This is a genomic window from Maritimimonas sp. 2304DJ26-3 (assembly GCF_056591635.1).
Genome location: NZ_JBWQOK010000001.1, coordinates 24,807 through 42,981 on the forward strand (window position 1 = coordinate 24,807; position 18,175 = coordinate 42,981).

Here is an 18,175-nt window from a genome sequence, read left to right on the forward strand (position 1 = left end):
TGTACTTACAAAGTTAAGTGCTAAACCACGCAACTACTCATAGCCCAACCGATAAGCGAAACTAAAAAATCACCAATCTATTTTTTCTAAATTTTTGTTTTCTAAAAAGTTATTCGTCTTCGAAAAATGTTTATTGCCAAACCAATAGCCTCGATTAGCACTTAATGGTGATGGGTGACCAGAGGTTAATACATGATGTTTAGTAATATCTATTTTAGCACCTTTTTTCTTAGCATAACCACCCCACAACAAGAAAACTATATTTTCTTTTTGCTCAGAAACCTTTGCAATTACTGCGTCGGTAAATTGCTCCCATCCTTTATTTTGATGCGAACCTGCTTGTTGCGCTCGTACAGTTAGTGTAGCATTTAATAATAATACGCCTTGTTTTGCCCAACGTTCTAAATTTCCGCTTGACGGCACGGCTAAATCTAAATCGGTTTCTAACTCTTTAAAAATATTAATTAACGATGGCGGATGTGCAATACCATCATTTACGGAAAAGCACAAACCGTGTGCCTGCCCTACCCCATGATATGGGTCTTGTCCAATAATTACCACTTTTAGATCATTAAAAGAACAATGATCAAACGCCGAAAAAATCTGATTTCCCTTTGGGTAGCAAGTGTGACTTCTATATTCGTTTTTTACAAAGTCTGTTAACGATTTAAAGTAAGGTTTATCAAACTCGTTTTGTAAAATAGGTTTCCAACTTTCGGCAATCTTAACATCCATAATACTCGTAAAAATAGTTACTTTGCAGTTCGTTTGTAAAAATACTGTTTTGAGTAGTAAAATCATCCAAAAAACATTGAATGATCTTGAGTTTTATACTGTTATAGGTAGTATAAGTGAGTTCTGCATTTCTGATTTAGGGCGACAAGCTGTTCAAGATATAAAACCAATCTCTGCTAAACTCAAATTACTAGATGAATTACAACAGGTAAACGAATATCTGAGTTCTTTTGAAAATGAAAACAAACTACCTAATCATCATTTCGAAGAAGTTACCAGAGAGATACATTTACTAGGCATTGAAAATAGTTTTTTAGAAGCTGAAGCTTTTTTGAGAATTGCAGCTATTTCTGAAACTGTAAATATTTTATTAAAATTCTTAAAAAAATTCAACGAATACTACCCTACGCTTTACAACCAATCTGCTGAAATTGAACTAACTTCTAAATTGACCACTACCATTAGAAAAATCATCAATAATTTTGGTGAAGTTGACAACAAAGCATCTGAGCAATTAAAAAGTATTCGTAAAGAAATTGGTACTGTTCGTGGTAAAATTGGTTCGAGTTTTTCTGGTGCTTTAAGTAAAAATACAAAAGCTGGTTACTTAGACGATATTAGAGAGTCGGTTATTGAAAATCAACGGGTTTTGGCTGTACAAGCCATGCACAGACGAAAAGTAAAAGGTTCAATTTTAGGAACCTCTAAGACAGGAAGCATTGTCTTTATTGTACCAGAATCAACCTCAAAACTAAACAGAGAACTTCAAAATTTAATTCACGAAGAGCAGGAAGAAGTAGTTAGAATATTAAAAAAATTGACCAATGATATTCGCCCATTTATTTCACTATTAAACGATTATCAAACATTTCTTACACAATTAGATTTGGTTGCAGCAAAAGCCAAGTATGCTCAATCTATCAATGGAATTTTACCAACTATTTCTAATGCAAAAAAGATATATCTGAGGGATGCATATCATCCCATTTTACTAAAAAGTAATCGTGAGCAACAGATTGAAACAATACCACAAACATTAGAATTAAACAATGAGCAACAGATTATAGTAATATCTGGACCAAATGCAGGTGGAAAAAGTATTACACTCAAAACAATTGGTCTACTTCAAGTAATGATGCAGAGTGGTATTTTAATACCAGTTCATGAGCGTAGCGAAGTCTATTTCTTCGATACAATACTTACCGATATTGGTGATAATCAGTCTATTGAAAATCAATTAAGCACGTATAGTTATCGCTTAAAAAACATGCGTAATTTCTTAAAAAAATGTAATGCAAATACACTGTTTTTAATCGATGAGTTCGGTACAGGTAGTGATCCAGATTTAGGTGGTGCTTTAGCAGAAATTTTCTTAGAAGAGTTTTACCAAAAAGGTGCATATGGCATCATAACAACACACTATGCAAATCTAAAAGTACTTGCGGATGAACTTGAAAATGTAACCAATGCAAATATGCAATTTGATGAAAAGACCTTGGAGCCCTTATTCAAACTTTATACAGGTCAAGCCGGAAGTTCTTTTACATTTGAAGTTGCACAAAAAAACGGTATTCCGTTTAGCTTAATCAATCGTGCGAAGAAAAAAGTAGAACGTGAAAAAATTCGTTTAGACAAAACCATCTCCAAGCTACAGCAAGAACGAAATAAGCTAAGAAAGACTTCAGAAAGCTTAGAAAAAGCCGAATCAAAAGCTAAAGAACATACCGAAAATCTATCCGACAAGGAGCAAAAAATTCAGGAAAAACTAGAGAACTTTCAAGAATTATATGACAACAATCAAAAGATGTTGGTCTCAGGCAGAAAATTTAATGAACTAACAAATAAATACTTTCAGACCAATAATAAAAAGCAATTTTTGGCTGATTTGATGAAATGGGTAACTATAGAAAAATCTAAACATCAAAAAAAGAACAAAACAAAAACAAAGTCAGAAAAAAAGAAAGCTAAGGTTGTAGAAAAAATTAAAGAAAAGAAATTACAAGAAGTAAAAAAGGAAGTGCTTACCGAAGTTAAAAAGGTACGTGTAAAAAAAGAAGTAGTAGCTAAAAAAATTGCAAAAGAAAAATCAAGCCATATATACAAACTGAATGACCGCGTTCGTTTGATAGATAGCAGATCGGTTGGTACTATCGAAAAGATTGAAAAAAATCAAGCCATCATTAACTACGGACTCTTTACCACTAAAACTTCTCTTGACAAACTAGAATTGGTAGAAGCAGCTAAGAAGCTTTAAAGTTCTAGTGACTTTTTCTAATGTTTTGTGTCTTAATATTATAGATGAAAAATGCTAATTCATCGATCTATGAATTGAATGCTTTTTTCTTTATATTTATAACTAATTAACCAAATCCCCTACCATGAAAAAATTATGGCTAGCTTTTGTAGTTTTTTTATTGTGGGCAGTTTTCGCACTACTTTTTCACCAATATATTAGTAATAGTATTTGCGGTGAATGTGCCACAGCCCATAATCAATTAGAAGAACACTCAACAACCAAAGACAAAACAAAAGATCTTAATGAAATTCCTAAAGCTACTTTTTCAATTATGGCTGCAGATGGAAGTTCAATTTTTAGTTTCCCAAAAGGATTCTCAATTAATTCTTTAAACGGAAATATTGATATCCCCAATAATCTTCTTGGTTTTAAGGATTCTATCTACAATTATTTAAATGCCAATCAAGGGAAAGAACTTCTACTATCAGTAAAACATTTAGCTTCTGAAGTTGATGATACTAAAGGTATTCATTTAGGTAATTCTAGGGTTAAGTTCTTAAAAAACATACTTGTAAAAGCAGGGATAAATCCTGACAGAATTGTACCTCGTGCTGTATTATCTGAATTTAGTTACGATGATAACGGAAACTATTATGATGGCGTTTCAATCCTCTTTCAAAACATTAGTCAAGAGCGTGCTACTGAAATAGAAGCTGGTATTGCAAATAAAACATTGTATTCAGATTTTGCTGTAGCGGAATTTAAGCCAGATAGAACATTAAGAGCTTATACACTTGAGCTTAAAAATTATCTACAAAAATACCCTAATAGAAAAGTACTGGTTACTGGCCATACAGATAGTGTTGGTGTAAATAATCAACAGTGGGGTTTAGACAGAGCCAATAATGTAAAAAATTATCTTGTTTCTCAGGGAGTTTCCTCCAATAAGATTGAGGCAATATCTAAAGGCGAAACTGAGCCTGTGGCAACGAACAGAACAGAAGAAGGAAGAGCTAAAAATAGAAGAATAGTAATAACCGTAAAATAATAACCATGACCTTATCAATATTTTCAAATCAAAACACAGCACATTTAGTAGAATTGTTTTTATGGATGCTAGGCGCCTTTTTAATTGGATGGTTTTTTTGGCGTTGGTGGTATAAAAATAAATGCCAGGATGAAATTGAAGAATGGAAAACGAAATATCGAAATTTAGAACACGAGCAAAATACTACCATTAAAGCAAGAAAAGTAAGCGCAACAAGTTACGATGAAAACGAAGTCATTTCTTCTAGCTTTGTTGATGGAGTCGCAAAAATGGATGATTCTATTAAAGATGACCTCACTAAAGTGGAAGGGATTGGTCCAAAGATAAAAGGATTAATAAATGATGATGGTATATGGAGCTTTAGACAACTTTCGCAGACATCTGTAGATAAGTTACGAGAGATATTAAACAATGCTGGTCCAAGATATCGAATTCACAATCCAGGAACGTGGCCAGACCAAGCTCGCTTAGCTGCTGATGGCAAATGGGAGGAGCTTAAAAAATGGCAAGATGAACTGAAAGGCGGTCGTTAAAAACAATAAGAAGAAGGTAAGAAACCTCAAAAGTAATTTTGAGGTTCTTTATTCTGAATATCGTTTCATTTCTCTATCATAAAATTGAGATGCTTGCTCAATCAAATCATTAACTTCATTAGTTAATGCCGTTTCATTATCACCTCGTACATCCTCGAACCATTCAATCTCGTCATCCTTTAAATTAATCACAAATTGAGGGTATTCTGTATGCAGTATAAAAATATCGTCAGGATAATCAGTATTGTCACCTAATAAAAATTTTGGTAAATTCATTCTTTCTTAATTTAATAATAAGAGTATTTCTTTATATATTTTTTCTCCTACATTGGTTCCATATAAGTCAATGGAAAAATCAGATTTTGCAATTCTAAAATATTGAAAAGCAGATATTATTTCTTTTTGATCACTACCAACAATTTTAGCAAAATCATTTTCGACTAATTCAACCCATTCTGTTTCTTCTCTTGCAATAATGCAATGCTTTTTATTAAAAAAAGCCTCCTTCTGCAAACCACCGCTATCTGTTACAACCATTTCACATTGTTTTAATAGCTCCAACATATCAAAATATCCAACCGGGTCAATCATCATAACATCTGGCTGTATGTTATGTGATTTTAGTATTTTCTTGGTTCTAGGGTGCAATGGTAGAATCACCTGTACCTTTTTATTAATTTCTTCTAATCCTTTAAAAATAGAACTAAGTTTTTCAATGTTATCTGTATTCTCTTGCCTATGAATTGTTGCCAATATAAAATTAGATAAGCCCAAATCATTAATTATTGACGATTTTTTTGAGGAGATTTGCCCATAATACTCAACGGCATCTTTCATAATATCTCCACATCTAACAACTTTGGCATTAAGATTTTTAAAACCTTCTTTATCAAGATTTTGAATAGATGAATTAGTAGGACACAATAGTAAATCTGAAATTCTATCTGTCACTACTCTATTGCTTTCTTCTGGCATTTCCATATTAAAAGAACGTAAACCAGCCTCAATATGCACTATTTTTATATTTAATTTTCTTGCAGCTAACGCTCCTGCAATTGTTGAATTGGTATCGCCATAAACAATAACTGCATCGGGTTCTTCTTTCATAAGTACCTGTTCAGTTTTTTCAAGCATTTGCCCAATCATAGCACCATGATTCAAACCACTAATTCCTAAATTATAAGCTGGTTCAGGTATTTGCATTTCGTTAAAAAATACCGAACTCATATTAGTATCATAATGTTGACCTGTATGTACAATAATCTCTTCTAACTGATTATTTTCAGTTATGATACGGCTTAATACTGCAGCTTTAATCAATTGTGGACGTGCTCCTAATATAGTTACAACTTTTTTCATTTAATAATTTCTTTTATTATATCGGCCAATTGGCTAGTTAATTCTTTTCTATGATATTGCTCTATGTTTTTGGGGGCGGTTTTTAACTCCGTACTCCTATACTTTTTATAATGACTTAATATTTCAGTCTTAAGTTTTTTCTTGTCATCAAAACTAATCACAATTCCGGCATTTGTATTGCCCAATATTTCGGCTAAATCACCATTAGTAGGTGCAATAGCTAAAATAGGTCTTTTAGCTTGTAAATACTCGAATATTTTACCTGTAATTATTACTTTAGCCCTCGGTACATTGTTTACTGACAATAATAATACTTGGGCCGATCTTTGATAATTTAAAACCTCATCATGCGGTAAATAATCTATTACTTTTGAATTATCAATTAAGCCATATTCTCTTAAGGATTGATGAACTTCGCCCGCCAGTTTACCAATAAATTTGAGTTGCAGATCATTCTTAAAACCAATATTTTCTTCACTTAATTCTTGCAATGCTCGCCAAAGTATTTTATGATTTCTATCAGCATTCATCATACCAATATGCACTAAAGAAAATTTAGAATCTAGCACGATTTTTTTATCCGAAATTAATGAATCATACCCATTAGTAATAACTTTTACATTGCTATTAAACTTCTTATAATTTTTCGCCATTGTTTTACCAACAACCAAAACGGCATCAGATTTTTTCAGAACTTCTTGCTCTAGTTGATTGTGCTTTTTGATAGATTTTTTAGTCAATGGTAGCTGATGAAAATAATCGATCTCCGTCCATGGATCGCGAAAGTCGGCAATCCATTTTACATTTAGTTCTTCTTTTAATCTTAAGCCTATTAAGTGCAAACTATGTGGTGGGCCAGTACTTATTACAACATCAACTGAATTATCTTTTAGGTATTTTAATAAAACTTGTACCGAAGGTTTTATCCAAAACTTACGAGCATCTGGTATAAAATAATTTGCTCTTATGTATTGTGCTAGCTTTCCAAAAAAAGAAGGGTTTTCATCTAAAAACCCTGCACTGATCTTTTTCTTATTGCTCCCAAAAAAAGAAAACAAATTATTGGGCTCCCAAATAGGATGTCTAATCACTTCTATGTCATCAGGAATATCGTCAGTCAATGATTCGTCTAAAATTGGGTATTTAGGATTTTCAACGGTATAGACAACTGGTTCAATACCATAATCACGAAGGTACTTGACAAATTTCAACCAACGTTGTACGCCAGAACCTCCAGCCGGTGGCCAATAATATGTAATGATTAATGCCTTCAACTTACCAAATTATTATACAAATCTATAAGTTTTGATGATGTTTTGCTCCAATTGAATTCATTCTTTATAAAAGACTTACCATTTGCAGCTAATTTAGTTGCAAGGTCTTTATCGTTATAAAGTATTATTATTTTTTCAGCAAAATCTTGCGCATCTTTTTCTTTGTGAACCAATCCACTTTGAACTTTTTCAACTAGATTTTTTTGAGCCGTTGCGTTACTAACCAATAAAGGTTTTGAAAAACTCATATATTGAAACAGTTTATTTGCATAGGCAACATCGTGTTGAATATTTCTGTTCAATGGAGAAATACAAACTGAGCTTACCATAATATATGATGGAAACAATTCAACATCTTGCCACCCTTGAAAGTCTACATAATTCTCAACGCCAAACTCTTTAACTTGATTTTTTAGAACAGAATCTGTTGTATTCTTGCCTACAATTACGAGCTTAATAGTTGGTATTTTATCTTTTAAAAAAGAAATTCCTTCTATGGCCGTTTGCAAACCTCTTCGTAATCCGGTATCTCCTAAATATAATACTACAAAATGGTCTTTGTATCTAGAAACAATTGTATTATTCAATACAAACTTAGTATAAAAAGATTCTTGAACCGTATTTGGCACAACTTCTATTTTATTTTTAGAAACAGCTATTCTATTGACAATCTCATCTTTAAACTCGTTAGAAACAGTCACAATTTTGTCTGCTTTATTAATAAATTCTTCCTCTTTCTCCTTCCATTTTTGTGGAGAAATTAAATAGTTGCCTGGAAATTTTTGCAGATGAGGGTAGAATTTCATGATCTCGGGCATATTGTCATGTAAATCTAAAACAGTAGGTATGTTTAGTCTTTTATTGGCTTTAAAAGTTGCTTCTGCAATTCTTATGTCATGTATGTGTATTGCCTCGATGGTATTTCTGGCTAGAAAATGTTTTATTTTTCTAGACATCATATTTGTATAAAGTGAAAAAGTATAAGCTAAAGCTGATAATTTATATTCTAATTGATTTGATTTATAACGTTTAATATAAATACCTTGGATGACCTCGTCACTTGTTTCTTTATGATACTTTAAACAAAAAAGAAAAACTTGATGCCCAGCCTTGATTAAAGAAATTGCCTCATTTTCTACCCTAGGATCGGGTGGAAAAGCCTTATCTAAAATCATTCCTATTCGCATAGTCTACCTTTCTGCATAAATGGCATAATATCTTGGTGTGAATCTTCTCAATATTGGTCGGAACCCAATTTTTTTAACTGGGCTTGTCCATTTTTGAAATTCTTTAATCTGCCAACCAGATTTTTCGAGTAACCAATCGAATTGCCAATCCTCAAATTCATGATAATGACGATCCCATTCTTCTGTTTTAGATCTATAGGCTTTGGCAAACCACAGATTTAACGGAATTGTAGCTATTAATTTGGTAGACTCCATAGCCTTTAATACGTTGAAAGGGGCAATTAAATGTTCAAAAATTTCAAATGCAGTTATGGCATCTACTTTGTGTTTTTTTACCACATCTGGCAATACATCTAGATCCTCACCTTCAGTATTAAAAACGGTATACCCATGTTGCTCCATGATTTCACTAAATTCATTTCTCGTACCAAGATCTAAAATAGTAGCTGGAGCCGGAAGTACTTTTTGTAAAAATGCTATGGTACGATTGTAGCGTTTATTGTGGTGACTCATTCTTCTTTCTTTCAATGAAAAACCATCCTAAAGGAACTAAAAACAATAAAGCATAAGATGCTAATGTAATAGTATTACCTTTTCTAATAATGCTTGGTTCAAATTTAAATATTACCTCATGTTTACCAGCAGGAATTTCTAAGGCTCTCAATACATAATTCACTCTAAAATGAGGAGTGAGCTTGCCATCTATATAAGCATTCCACCCATTTTTATAATACATGTCGGAGAATACAGCCAATTGATCAGAGCTTGTATTAGTTTGGTACGTTAACTGATTTGCTTTATAATCACTCAAGATGATGGTAGCCGTAGAATCTTTTAAAAAGTTATTATTACTAACTAAACTCTTAAACTCAGAATTAACAACCGCTTTTTCTTTCGTTTTTAAACTGTCTAGAGCTTTTATTTCTTCATCGGGCGAATCAACAAACTCAACTTTATTAACAAACCAGACATTACCGTTAGCATCTGGGTTTTGTTGAAATTGTGGTTTACCCTGTTGATTAGGAAAAATAATGTATTTTGTATTGAGCATATTTATCACTTCAACATTATTTTTAGCTATCTGATATTCAAACAATTCTTCATAACGTCTTGGCTTAGCTGCATGATAACCGCCTATAGAATTATGAAAGTAAGATGTGCTTCCGTCATTAATAGGATTTACTCCAAAATTTGCGACACGGTAGTATGACTTATCTTTTAAAATTTCTGTATCGACAGCTGAGGCTTGAAATGGTTTTTCTTCCTTACCTTTAGCTACAAAATCGTCTTTGTTCACGTAGCGTTTGTCTACTCCTACTAAATCAAATAAGATTAAAAACCCTAATATGCCTATGGCAGTATTCTTTTTAATTTTTTCATTTAGGAATGCCCATAAAACACTTACAGAAAGTAAAATCAGAATTAACGAACGTAGGCTATCCTTAAAGAAAATTGATTTGCGCTCAGAGGCTAAAACTTCTCCAAAACCAGGCAATTGTTGATCTAAACTAGCATCTCTTAAACTCTCGAAACTAAATAAACTAGTTCCTACTAAGGTAAACATTAGTGTTATTCCGCCAACACTATACAAAGCATACTTTAAATACCTTTGCTTATCTTCCTTATTGCTATCTGAATTAAAAAATCTATGTAAAGTTATTATGGCTAACAATGGAATTGCCAATTCAGCCACTACTTGAATAGATGAAACTGCTCTAAACTTATTATATAATGGAATATAATCTATAAAGAAGTTTGTTAAAATCGAAAAATTCTTACCCCAGCTTAACAGTATTGAAAATACAACCGCTACTAATAGCCATTTCTTTAATTTACCCTTAACTAAAAACAATCCTAAAACAAACAAGAAGATTAAGACAGCCCCTATATAAGCTGGAGCCTCTACTATAGGTTGTTTACCCCAATAACCAGGAAAATTTTCTGAAAAATCCTTAGCTTGCCCTCTCCCGATTTTATTTCGCAAAAATTCATAGGTTTTAGAATCTTTTCCTAAATTTTCTCTAACGCCTCCTCCATAAAATCTTGGGATCAATAAATTGAATGTTTCTGTAATACCATAACTATATTGCGTAATATAATCTCTAGACAATCCGCTTGTAACCTCATCTTTTGGAGTTCCATCTGGTTTTATTGTCAATTCACTTTTACTACGTGTGCTATGACTAGCATAATCTTTTGTTGCCAATAAGTTTGTAGAATTTAATCCTACAGCAATAGCAACTGCAAAAGCAAGTAGCCCAATCTTTTTAAAAAATTCTGGAAGTGTTTTTTCCTTGAGAGCATCTAACAGGTAAACAATTCCAAATATAATAACCATCCACAGCAAATAATAAGTCATTTGAGGATGGTTGGCATTTATTTCAAATGCCATTCCTAATGCAGTAAGAACAAACCCAAAGAGATATCGCTTTTGAAAAGTTGCAATAATTCCGGCCAACACAACTGGCATATAAGCAATGGCATGTGCTTTAGCATTATGTCCAGCTCCAAAAATAATGATCAAATAGGTAGAAAAGCCAAAGGCTAAAGAACCTAAAATTGCAAGTTTCCAGTCTATTTTTAGCACGGATAATAGAATAAAAAAACCTAAAAAATAAAGAAATAGATAATCAGCTGGTCTAGGTAAAAATCGTAATAAAAGGTCAGCCTTTTTAATATAGTTATGGGGATAATACGCACTTAATTGGTAAGATGGCATACCTCCGAATGCTCTGTTTGTCCAGTAAGGTTCTTTATCATTTTCCTTACGAAAATCTGCTATTTCTTTAGACATTCCCCTAAACTGGGCAATATCACTTTGAAATAATTTCTTTCCTTCTAAAACTGGTGAAAAATAGACTAAAGAAGCTATTATAAAAACAAGAATAGCTATAACATACGGAAGTAGTTTGGTTCCTAAATCTTTCATTAAAATTATTTACTCTTCGACTTCTTCAAAATCAACATATTCTCCAACCTTATTATTACTTTTTTGTGTTGATCTGGGTGTTTTATCTATTACAGTCTCCCCAACCTTAGCTTTAGGCTGATTTGGCTGATATTGACCTTGCTGCTCTTTAAATTTCTTTTCTACATTATTTACAAATCTTTTCATTATAAATGGAAACAAAAATCTTGACAAGATCTTAAATCCGTAATAGACTAATAATATGATTAGTAAAGTCCTTAATAAACCCATCTACACTACTTCTTTCTTAAATTTTAAATATTATGCCAAAAGTAACAATTTGAGAGCAACTTAAACGTTAGTATATAGATAAAATCTTTAGAATTTAAATACGAAATCCTATTTATGAGACGTCTCCTCGTTATTTTCATCTGTATTTTTAGCTTTCAAGCCATAGCAGCTCAATATACTAAGGTTATTAACTCTGGAAGGCCTGGTTTTTCCGAAAGCCCGTTTAGCGTAGGTACAGATGTTCTACAATTTGAACAAGGATTGTTTTATAAAGACATTAATGATCGTGGCAATAAAGTGAACTCAATTGGAGCTGATTTTATGGTTCGCTATAGTAAATTCTTAGATAAACTAGAAGTTAATTTAAATGTTACTTTTCAACATGATAAAATTGATTTTGACCCAAGTACTTTTATAATAAATCAACCTGTAGATGATATTTCTGCCTTTAGTTTGGGTACATTTAGGATTGGTGCAAAATATTTAGTTTATATGCCTAAATATTTAGATCGCTCAAAAGAAATACGTAGTTGGAAAAAGAAAATGGCTTTTGATTGGAAACGATTAATTCCATCGGTAGCAGTCTATGCCGGAGCTAATGTTCCAATTACAAAAGGTTACATTGGCGGTAACGCTCCTGGGTATAAAAAAGGTGATTTTAGTCCGAGCCTAGCACTATATACTCAACATGATTTTACAGACCGATTTGTCTTCTTAACAAATTTAATAATGGATAAAATAGGTTCTAATCAAAAAGAGAACTCATACATATTGACAGCTACCTATTCTATTAATGATAAATGGTCTATATTTGGCGAACATCAAGGTATTTTTAAAGATGAACATATACCAAATGATTTTCAATTTGGAGGTGGTGCGGCATATCTCTTTAGCAAAAATATGCAGCTTGATGTAGCGGCCAGAGCTATTAATGATCGTGACGGTTCTAGTTTATTATTGAATGCAGGTTTTTCTTGGAGAATTGATAAACATAGAGATAAATTCAAATTGATAGGAGCTGATGGTGAAGAGGTTAAGAAAGACAAAGAGGGCAACTTTTTTTCTAGATTATTTGGCAAAAATGATAAAGATGGTAAACAGCGAAAGGTTAAAAAAATTAAAGCCAAAAAACGTAAGATAAAGAAGGACAAAGCTCCTAAGAAAACGAAAGCTCAAAAACGAAGGGAAAAAGAAGCGCGTAAAAAAGCTAAAGACGAAAAGAAACAGCTTAAGAAAAAAGCTAAAGATTATAACAAAAATTACGATCCTAATCAGGAAAAAGAAAATAATAGTTGATGATAACCATAAAGGAAATTTCAAAAAAATCTGATCTCAAAAAATTTGTAAAATTTCCTTTTAGCCTCTATAAAAATAATGATTATTGGGTACCTCCAATAATAAGCGAAGAACTTGCCATTTTTAATAAAAAGAAAAATCCAGCTTTTGAAAACGCAGATGCCCGTTTATTTTTAGCCTATAAAGATAAAACCATAGTAGGCAGAATAGTAGCTATCATAAATAATACAGAAGTAAATCAACAAGGTATTAAAAAAATGCGCTTTGGTTGGTTTGATGTAATAGATGATGTTAATGTTACCAAATCACTATTGAATAAGGTAGAAGAAGTTGGGATTCAAAACAACCTAGAATATGTTGAGGGACCTGTTGGCTTTTCTAACTTAGACAAGGTTGGTGTTTTAATTGAAGGTTTTGATCATATTGGAACAATGATTACCTGGTATAACCACCCGTATTACAAAGAACATTTAGAGAAATTAGGATATTTTAAAGAGAAAGAACATCTGGAATGGCGTTTTCCTTTTAAAAATATAAAAGCCGAGCATTTCGCTAAAGCGCAATCATTAATTAAAAGAAGATATCAATTAAAAGCATTAAATTTTACCACTACAAAAGAGGTAATGAAATATGCCGATAACATGTTCGATCTCTTTAATGAATCATATTCAAAATTATCAACATTTACACCAATATCAAAAAGACAAAGGGAGTACTTTAAGAAGAAATATATTGGTTTTATTAATCCAGAATACGTAAAGTATGTTGCTGATAAAGATGATAATTTAGTTGCCTTTGCTGTTACAATGCCTTCTTTTTCTAGAGCACTTCAGAAAGCAAATGGTAAACTTTTTCCTTTTGGTATTTTTCATTTATTAAAAGCTAAAAAACAAAGTAAAGATGTAATTTTCTATCTTATTGGAGTGCATCCTGATTATCAAAACAAAGGTGTTCATGCTGTTTTATTTAACGAATGCTTTGAGACTTTCAAAAAATTGGATATGCAAAACTGTATTAGAACTCCTGAATTGGAAGATAATATTGCAATTCAACAAATTTGGAAACGTTTTGACCCCAAGCTTTGTAAACGTAGAAGAACCTATCGTAAGAATTTATAATGCAACTTTTTTATAATCCACAATTACAACCGATAGATAAGCAGTTTACTTTTGACAAAATAGAAAGCAAACATATTGTACGTGTTTTAAGAAAAAAAGAAGGTGATATACTGCTTATTACAAATGGTAAGGGAAACTTATTTACCTCAGAAATTGTAATAGCTAACGATAAAAAATGTTCTGCCAACATTGTAAAAGTTGAAGAAAAAGAAAAACCATGGAATTATCACTTGCACATAGCGATAGCTCCCACCAAAAATAATGATCGATTTGAATGGTTTCTTGAAAAAGCTACTGAAATTGGCATCGATGAGATTACCCCTATAATTTGTGAAAGATCAGAAAGAAAAGTAATTAAGACTGAACGTTTGCAGAAAATAGTACAATCTGCCTCTAAACAATCTTTAAAATATAACTTTCCGAAATTAAATGAACCCGTTAAATTCTTAAAATTCATTAATTCAAATATTTCTGCACAAAAATTCATTGCACATTGCGAAGACGATTACCCCAGAAATCAGCTAGAAAAGGTACTAGAGCTTCAAAAAAATGTATTGCTGTTAATTGGGCCGGAAGGTGATTTTTCTACAAATGAAATAAAAAAGGCTAAAGAACTTAAGTTTTTACCTATTACACTTGGTGAAAGTAGATTAAGAACAGAAACTGCAGGTATAGTAGCTACTCATACTGTTTCACTATTAAATAGTAGCAAATAAAAAAGCCGCCAATAAAGGCAGCTTTTAAATTTTTTATAAGCTTAAAAAATTTAAGCTTGACTTTTCTTAGCGTTAATATTGAATGAGATTTCAATATCATCTTTTATTAATTTATCCTTTAAATCTTCTACAGAAAATTTACCTGAATTGTATTTTACATCCCACTCTGTTCTGTCAATAGTAAATGGCTCACTAACAAAAGAAGCTTCTTCTCCATTAACCGAAAAAGTAGCAGGAAACTCAATATTTTTTTGGATTCCTTTAATTGTTAAATTACCTTTTACCATAGTCTTACCATCTTTAGTTTCAACTCCAGTAATTGCAAAAACACTGTAAGGGTTTTTTTCTACATCAAAAAAGTCTGCACTTTTTAAGTGGTTTACTAGTTTACCATTCCATTCTTCACTTTCGATATCAGCATTAACTATAGTATTCATGTCAACAATAAAGTTACCACCTGTTAAGCTACCATCTTCTAAGGCCATATAACCTTCAGAAACATTAATAGTTCCGTTGTGCGATTCAGTAGGTTTAAATCCTTTCCAAGTAATTGTGCTATTATCAGCGTCCGCCACGTATCTCTCAGCTGTTTGAGCTATTTGCTTCACTTCTTCTGCTGCTGTAGCCTCAACCTCATTTTTTCCTTTTTTACAAGACGCAATTGCTAATCCTAAAAATAAAATTGATGCGATTTTTACAAATTGATTTTTCATTTTTTATTTATTATTTAATTGTTTTATGAATTTAAGCTGCGAATTTAACAAGAAAATCTATGCAAAATCTAAAGATTCTAGAATCTAAGAATTAATAAAATGTTAATTCTTCTTATCTACGTAGAATAATTTTATCTTTGGTTTATTAAACAATTGCTCATTTTGAGAATTTCAATTATAATTTTAACCTTATTAATAAGTGCAACATTATCTGCTCAAAAAGTAGCTATATTGAAATATGATGGAGGTGGTGATTGGTACTCTAATCCGACTGCCGTACCCAATCTTATTGAATTTTGCAATTTAAATATTAAAACTAAAATTACCGAAAAACCTGAGACCGTTGCTGTTAATAGTATAGACATCTATAACTACCCTATCTTATTTATGACTGGGCATGGTAACATCCATTTTTCTGATAATGATGCTGAAAATTTGCGTAATTATTTACAATCTGGTGGTTTTTTACACATTTCTGATAATTATGGATTGGATGAATACATTAGGAGAGAAATGAAAAAAGTATTCACCGATTTAGAATTCCAAGAAATACCATACAATCACCCTATATATCATCAAACTTATGACTTCGAATCGCTCCCAAAAATTCATGAGCATGATGGAAAACCTCCACAAGGATTTGGTATTTTTTATGAAGACAGGCTTGTCTGTTTTTACGATTACGAATCTGATCTAAGTGATGGCTGGGAAGATCAAGAAATGCACAACAATCCTCCTACAATTAGAGAAGAAGCGTTAAAAATGGGAGCAAATATTATAGCTTATGCCTTTAAAAACTGATTCACAAACTGTTTTAGATGCTCTAAAAATAAACTTCGATACCGAAGGGTTATGGGCTTTAAATATAACGCTTGCGATTATAATGTTTGGTGTAGCACTAGGCATCACTATAGATGATTTTAAACGACTTTTTACAAACCCAAAAATTGTTCTAGTCGGTATTTTTTCTCAATTTATCTTATTTCCTTTAGTTACCTTTTTATTAGTTAATATTATCGATCCTTACCCAAGTATTGCTCTGGGTATGATTATGGTAGCGGCATGCCCTGGAGGAAATATTTCAAACTTTATGACACAATTAGCTAATGGCAATGCTGCATTATCGGTAAGTTTAACCGCGTTTGCAACTTTAGTAGCAGTATTAATGACGCCAATAAATCTAGCCTTTTGGGGGAATTTATACGAGCCCACTGCTCAAATTTTAAGAACAGTAAAACTCGATCCTTTTGAATTAGTAAAATTAGTGACACTAATTCTCGGTATTCCCCTAATTGTAGGAATGTTGGTTAGAAAATCTAAACCTAAACTTGCGAAAAAACTCTCTAAAATTCTGAAACCTTTGTCAATGATTATTTTCTTAATTTTTATAATTGTTGCTTTTTCACAAAACTTAGAAATTTTCACGGAATATATTCATTACGTTCTATTTATAGTTATACTACATAACTTTTCAGGATATATTGCAGGATTTTTCTTTGCAAAATCTATGAAATTATCTCTTAAAGATCAGAAAACACTTGCTATAGAAACTGGTATTCAAAACTCTGGTTTAGGACTATTATTAGTCTTTGCTTTTTTTGATGGTTTAGGTGGCATGGCACTTTGTGTTGCTTTTTGGGGAATATGGGATATTGCTTCTGGCTTAGGATTAGCGTATTTTTGGTCTCTTAAAAAAGACAAAGTTATCGCCTAATTTGAAACGTGTTTGGTATCATATAGTCAAAATTTACATTACCACTGGATTATTTTTCTATCACAAAAAAATAGCAATATATGGTAAAGAAAATATTCCTAAAAAGGGAGCTATACTATTTGTGTCTAATCATAAAAATGCATTAATAGATCCTTTATTAATTGCTACGACCACTACAAGAAATATTCATTTTTTAACTAGAGCTAGTGCATTTAAAATCAAGCTTGTAAAATGGTTGCTATCTACTGTAAATATGCTACCTATTTACAGAATACGAGATGGCAAAGAGACTCTCGCTAAAAATGAAGAAATTTTTAAAAAATGCTATGATCTTTTTAATAAAGGTCGTTCTCTACTCATTTTTCCAGAAGGCACTCATGATATTAGACGATGGGTACGTCCATTAAGTAAAGGATTTACCAGAATTACTTTTGGTGCTCTGGAGCAAAATCCAGACTTAAAACTTACCATAATTCCTGTTGGTTTAAATTATAGTAAGGCTGAAGATTTTGCTGAAAATGTATCTATTTATTACGGAAAGCCTATAGCTGTAAATCCTTTCTTAGAAAACCAGAATAAGAATGCAGCTACCCTAGCTCTAAAAGATGAAGTTAGTTTAAAAATGAAAGAGCTTACAACTCACATTGAAGATGTTAAAAATTATGATTCAATTATAAATAAATTAGGATCTGTCAATTATTTAGAGCCGACAATAGTTAACGAAAAATTAAAATCTATTAAGGAGTTTGAGGATAATTCCGTTAAGAATAAAAGACCTAATCTATTTTGGAAATTTGGGTATTTTATAATTCTAGTTAATAGCATTATTCCGTTTATGATTTGGAAAGCAATAAAACCTAGTATTAAAGAAATTGAATTTGATTCAACAACTAGATTTGCAGTTGGCATAACAGCATTCCCTTTGTTTTACTTACTTCAAACTTTAATCGTCAGTTATTTTTTTGGAAGTAATGTAGCCTTAATATATTTACTAGTGAGTCTATTTTCTGTATTAATTTTAGCAAAAACTAAATATATAGATTGAAA

General features: G+C 31.7%; 18 protein-coding genes. 9 read left to right on the forward strand and 9 right to left on the reverse strand.

Annotated elements, in window-relative coordinates:
• Positions 1-69: 69 nt before the first annotated feature.
• Positions 70-735, reverse strand: a complete 666-nt coding sequence (locus tag AC1EUV_RS00100; RefSeq protein ID WP_480196617.1) for a uracil-DNA glycosylase — start codon at positions 733-735, stop codon at positions 70-72.
• Between the two features lie 49 nt (positions 736-784).
• On the opposite strand from AC1EUV_RS00100, the gene AC1EUV_RS00105 reads away from it, so the two are divergent.
• From AC1EUV_RS00105 to AC1EUV_RS00115, 3 genes are all read left to right on the forward strand, one after another.
• The gene (locus AC1EUV_RS00105) at positions 785-2,989 is read left to right on the forward strand and encodes an endonuclease MutS2 (protein ID WP_480196618.1); all 2,205 of its coding nucleotides are present in this window, start codon (positions 785-787) and stop codon (positions 2,987-2,989) included.
• A gap of 124 nt (positions 2,990-3,113) precedes the next feature.
• The gene (locus AC1EUV_RS00110) at positions 3,114-4,019 is read left to right on the forward strand and encodes an OmpA family protein (RefSeq protein WP_480196619.1); all 906 of its coding nucleotides are present in this window, start codon (positions 3,114-3,116) and stop codon (positions 4,017-4,019) included.
• Positions 4,020-4,024: 5 nt separating this feature from the next.
• A complete protein-coding gene (locus AC1EUV_RS00115) occupies positions 4,025-4,552 on the forward strand; it encodes a hypothetical protein (RefSeq protein ID WP_480196620.1) in 528 nt (175 codons plus the stop codon).
• A gap of 48 nt (positions 4,553-4,600) precedes the next feature.
• On the opposite strand, the gene AC1EUV_RS00120 is transcribed toward AC1EUV_RS00115, so the two are convergent.
• From AC1EUV_RS00120 to AC1EUV_RS00150, 7 genes are read right to left on the reverse strand one after another with little or no spacing between them, the layout of a single operon-like run.
• Positions 4,601-4,828 carry a hypothetical protein gene (locus AC1EUV_RS00120; protein WP_480196621.1) on the reverse strand — a complete coding sequence of 76 codons (228 nt, stop codon included), beginning with the start codon at positions 4,826-4,828 and terminating at the stop codon, positions 4,601-4,603.
• Between the two features lie 6 nt (positions 4,829-4,834).
• The gene (gene wecB / locus AC1EUV_RS00125) at positions 4,835-5,911 is read right to left on the reverse strand and encodes a non-hydrolyzing UDP-N-acetylglucosamine 2-epimerase (RefSeq protein WP_480196622.1); all 1,077 of its coding nucleotides are present in this window, start codon (positions 5,909-5,911) and stop codon (positions 4,835-4,837) included.
• Complete coding sequence (locus tag AC1EUV_RS00130; RefSeq protein WP_480196623.1) at positions 5,908-7,185, reverse strand: glycosyltransferase family 4 protein; 1,278 nt, start codon at positions 7,183-7,185, stop codon at positions 5,908-5,910. The genes wecB and AC1EUV_RS00130 overlap by 4 nt, the downstream gene beginning before the upstream one ends.
• The gene (locus AC1EUV_RS00135; RefSeq protein ID WP_480196624.1) at positions 7,182-8,372 is read right to left on the reverse strand and encodes a glycosyltransferase family 4 protein; all 1,191 of its coding nucleotides are present in this window, start codon (positions 8,370-8,372) and stop codon (positions 7,182-7,184) included. Before AC1EUV_RS00135 ends, AC1EUV_RS00130 begins: the two co-directional genes overlap by 4 nt.
• Positions 8,373-8,375: 3 nt before the next feature.
• Positions 8,376-8,885 carry a methyltransferase domain-containing protein gene (locus AC1EUV_RS00140; RefSeq protein WP_480196625.1) on the reverse strand — a complete coding sequence of 170 codons (510 nt, stop codon included), beginning with the start codon at positions 8,883-8,885 and terminating at the stop codon, positions 8,376-8,378.
• The gene (locus AC1EUV_RS00145; protein WP_480196626.1) at positions 8,869-11,301 is read right to left on the reverse strand and encodes a YfhO family protein; all 2,433 of its coding nucleotides are present in this window, start codon (positions 11,299-11,301) and stop codon (positions 8,869-8,871) included. The genes AC1EUV_RS00140 and AC1EUV_RS00145 overlap by 17 nt, the downstream gene beginning before the upstream one ends.
• A 9-nt stretch (positions 11,302-11,310) precedes the next feature.
• On the reverse strand, positions 11,311-11,571 hold the full coding sequence (locus AC1EUV_RS00150; protein WP_480196627.1) for a DUF4834 family protein: 261 nt from the start codon (positions 11,569-11,571) through the stop codon (positions 11,311-11,313).
• A 114-nt stretch (positions 11,572-11,685) separates the two neighbouring features.
• Here AC1EUV_RS00150 and AC1EUV_RS00155 point away from each other — a divergent pair, with 114 nt between their 5' ends.
• From AC1EUV_RS00155 to AC1EUV_RS00165, 3 genes are read left to right on the forward strand one after another with little or no spacing between them, the layout of a single operon-like run.
• The gene (locus tag AC1EUV_RS00155; protein ID WP_480196628.1) at positions 11,686-12,867 is read left to right on the forward strand and encodes a transporter; all 1,182 of its coding nucleotides are present in this window, start codon (positions 11,686-11,688) and stop codon (positions 12,865-12,867) included.
• Positions 12,867-13,985 carry a GTP cyclohydrolase gene (locus tag AC1EUV_RS00160; protein WP_480196629.1) on the forward strand — a complete coding sequence of 373 codons (1,119 nt, stop codon included), beginning with the start codon at positions 12,867-12,869 and terminating at the stop codon, positions 13,983-13,985. The genes AC1EUV_RS00155 and AC1EUV_RS00160 overlap by 1 nt, the downstream gene beginning before the upstream one ends.
• Positions 13,985-14,701 (forward strand): 16S rRNA (uracil(1498)-N(3))-methyltransferase, encoded by a 717-nt coding sequence (locus tag AC1EUV_RS00165; protein ID WP_480196630.1) that lies wholly within the window; start codon positions 13,985-13,987, stop codon positions 14,699-14,701. The genes AC1EUV_RS00160 and AC1EUV_RS00165 overlap by 1 nt, the downstream gene beginning before the upstream one ends.
• A gap of 50 nt (positions 14,702-14,751) precedes the next feature.
• Here the strand turns inward: AC1EUV_RS00165 and AC1EUV_RS00170 are convergent, their stop codons facing one another.
• Positions 14,752-15,414, reverse strand: coding sequence for a YceI family protein (locus AC1EUV_RS00170; protein WP_480196631.1), 663 nt, complete (start codon positions 15,412-15,414; stop codon positions 14,752-14,754).
• A 162-nt stretch (positions 15,415-15,576) separates the two neighbouring features.
• Here AC1EUV_RS00170 and AC1EUV_RS00175 point away from each other — a divergent pair, with 162 nt between their 5' ends.
• From AC1EUV_RS00175 to AC1EUV_RS00185, 3 genes are read left to right on the forward strand one after another with little or no spacing between them, the layout of a single operon-like run.
• A complete protein-coding gene (locus AC1EUV_RS00175) occupies positions 15,577-16,215 on the forward strand; it encodes a DUF4159 domain-containing protein (RefSeq protein ID WP_480196632.1) in 639 nt (212 codons plus the stop codon).
• Positions 16,199-17,128 (forward strand): bile acid:sodium symporter family protein, encoded by a 930-nt coding sequence (locus tag AC1EUV_RS00180; protein WP_480196633.1) that lies wholly within the window; start codon positions 16,199-16,201, stop codon positions 17,126-17,128. The genes AC1EUV_RS00175 and AC1EUV_RS00180 overlap by 17 nt, the downstream gene beginning before the upstream one ends.
• A gap of 1 nt (position 17,129) precedes the next feature.
• A complete protein-coding gene (locus AC1EUV_RS00185) occupies positions 17,130-18,173 on the forward strand; it encodes a lysophospholipid acyltransferase family protein (protein WP_480196634.1) in 1,044 nt (347 codons plus the stop codon).
• The last annotated feature ends 2 nt before the right edge of the window (positions 18,174-18,175 follow it).